General features: G+C 71.4%; 2 protein-coding genes. Both read right to left on the minus strand.

The window, feature by feature from the left end; all coding sequences use genetic code 11:
• A partial coding sequence (locus G5C51_RS41575; RefSeq protein WP_165246069.1) for a DHA2 family efflux MFS transporter permease subunit occupies positions 1-1,072 on the minus strand: 1,072 nt, incomplete at its 3' end.
• Between the two features lie 61 nt (positions 1,073-1,133).
• Positions 1,134-2,099, minus strand: a complete 966-nt coding sequence (locus G5C51_RS41580) for a sigma-70 family RNA polymerase sigma factor (RefSeq protein WP_165246071.1) — start codon at positions 2,097-2,099, stop codon at positions 1,134-1,136.
• Positions 2,100-2,245 lie beyond the last annotated feature (146 nt).

Raw genomic sequence — 2,245 nt, forward strand, 5'->3', positions numbered from 1 at the left:
CCAACTCCCCGTAACCAACCCCCACATCAGCGACAGCCGCCACCCACCCCAGCCCAACAGCCTGGAGCGCCATCCCCCCAACCAAGAACGGCCGATTTCCATACCGATCGGCAAGCGCCCCCGCAATCGGCGCCACGAGCACCGGCGTAGCCGTCCACGGCAGAATGCGGACACCAGCCTCCAGCGGTGAATAGCCGAGCGCCGTCTGCATCAGCTGCACGAACAGGAACAGCGCGCCGAACAGCGAGAGGAACTGCAGGAAAGCGACCACGTTCACCGCGCCGAAGACCCGATTGCGGAAGTACCCGAGCGGCACCATCGGATACGGAGCCCGCCGCTCCCGCACCACGAACGCCGCCATCAGCACCACCCCACCGGCCAGCGCCACCACCACCTCGCCGCTGTCCCACCCGCGCTCGGGCGCCCGCACCGGCCCCCACGTCAGCAGGAACAGCCCGGCCCCGGCCAGCACCAGCCCCGGCAGATCCAACTGCGGCCGCGGCCCCCGCGACTCACGCAGCTTCAGCAGCGACAACGGAATCAGCACCACCCCAATAGGCACATTGATCCAGAAGATCCACTGCCAAGCCAGCCCCTCCAGGATCACCCCGCCGACCACCGGCCCGGCCGCCACCGCGACCCCGCTCACGCCACCCCACAGCCCGATCGCCGCCCCGCGCTTGGCGGCCGGGAAGGCATCGCTGATCAGGGTCAGGGACAACGGCAGCACCAGCGCCGCCCCGGCGCCCTGCACCGCGCGCGCCGCGACCAGTTCCCCGGCGCCGGGCGCCAGCGCCGCCGCCACCGAGGCCGCGGTGAAGACCGCGAGCCCGGCGACGTACATCCGGCGCCTGCCGAAGCGATCGCCCAGCGCGGCAGCGGTCGGGATGAGACAGGCAAGCGCGAGGTTGTAGGCGTTCACCGTCCACTCGAGATCGGCCAGACTCGCGCCGAGGTCGACGCGCAGCACCGGCAGCGCCGTGGCCACCACCAGCGTGTCGAGGGTGGCCATGAAGCCGCCCAGCGATGCCAGCACCAGGGTCCAGGTGCGGCGGGATGATTCCGTAGTCATGGGGCTGTGCCTTCCATCCGTCACTGCATGACGGGAACGAGACCAGCCCCGACCCCCGGATTCATCGCAGGACGGCAGGCAATCCGAAATACGGGAACAGGTCGGGGTCGAGGAACGCACTCAGCCGCGCAACCCCACCACCCCGCCCCAGCGTCAGCACCTGCAGCACCCGAAGCCGCAGCCCTCCATTCCCATCCCCATCCCGCGCATACGACCCATACGCCGGCTGCCCATTGGCAACCACCGGCACCAGCCGCTCGATGTGATGCGACGCGAAGATGTGCGCCGCGAAGAAGCGGCCGACGTGCTCGCGGCCCGCGTACCACTCGGGGTGCGGCGGCATCTCCAGCACCACGTCCTCGCGGAGCAGCTCCACCATCCCGTTGAGGTCGGCCTTCTCGAAGGCGGTGACGTATCGCTCCAGGAAGGCGCGCTGATCGTCCGACTCGGGCCGGTACGGGAGGTCTTCCTCCGCCGGTGCCACGGCCTGCAGCTGGGCGCGGGCCCGTTGCAGGGCGCTGTTGACGGCGGCGGGGGAGGTGTCGAGGATGCCGGCGGCCTCGGCGGCGTTCCAGCCGAGGACGTCGCGCAGCAGGAGCACCGCCCGCTGCTTGGCGGGCAGATGCTGCAGCGCCGCGGCGAACGCCAGCCGCACGCTCTCCCGCGAGGCCACCGCGAGCGCCGGATCACCGGGCCCGCCGCCGGGATACGGCTCCAGCCACGGCACCTCCGGCGCCGCGGTGGGCCGCCCCTCCGGCCGCCCGTCCGGCGCCCCGAGATCAGCGGGAAGCGGCCGCCGCCCCCGTCGCTCGAGATCGGTAAGACAGGCGCGAGTGGCAATCCGATACAGCCACGCCCGCAGCGAGGCCCGCCCCTCGAAACGGTCGTACGCCCGCCAGGCCCGCAGGTATGTCTCCTGCACGAGATCCTCGGCGTCGTGGATGGAGCCGAGCATCCGGTAGCAGTGAGCGAGGAGCTCTTCCCGATACGGATCGGCCAGCCGAGCGAACTCGTCGCGGTCCGGCATGCGATGCACCTCCGGTGAGGCGAAAAAGGGGGCTGCTGCAGATAAGGACCAGCCCGAGCACCCGGATTCATCGGTCGGACGCGCGCCGGCTCCGGTGGAGCCCTGCCGACATGGCCCGCCGACCCGTCCGCCCGGACGCACCCACC

This window comes from Streptomyces coryli (genome assembly GCF_011044975.1).
In the GTDB taxonomy this organism is placed as follows: domain Bacteria; phylum Actinomycetota; class Actinomycetes; order Streptomycetales; family Streptomycetaceae; genus Streptomyces; species Streptomyces coryli.

What these genes read in the sequence shown, in the direction of transcription:
- G5C51_RS41580 (WP_165246071.1), bottom strand. Translation starts at nt 2,099, where the DNA reads ATGCCGGACCGCGACGAGTTCGCTCGGCTGGCCGATCCGTATCGGGAA.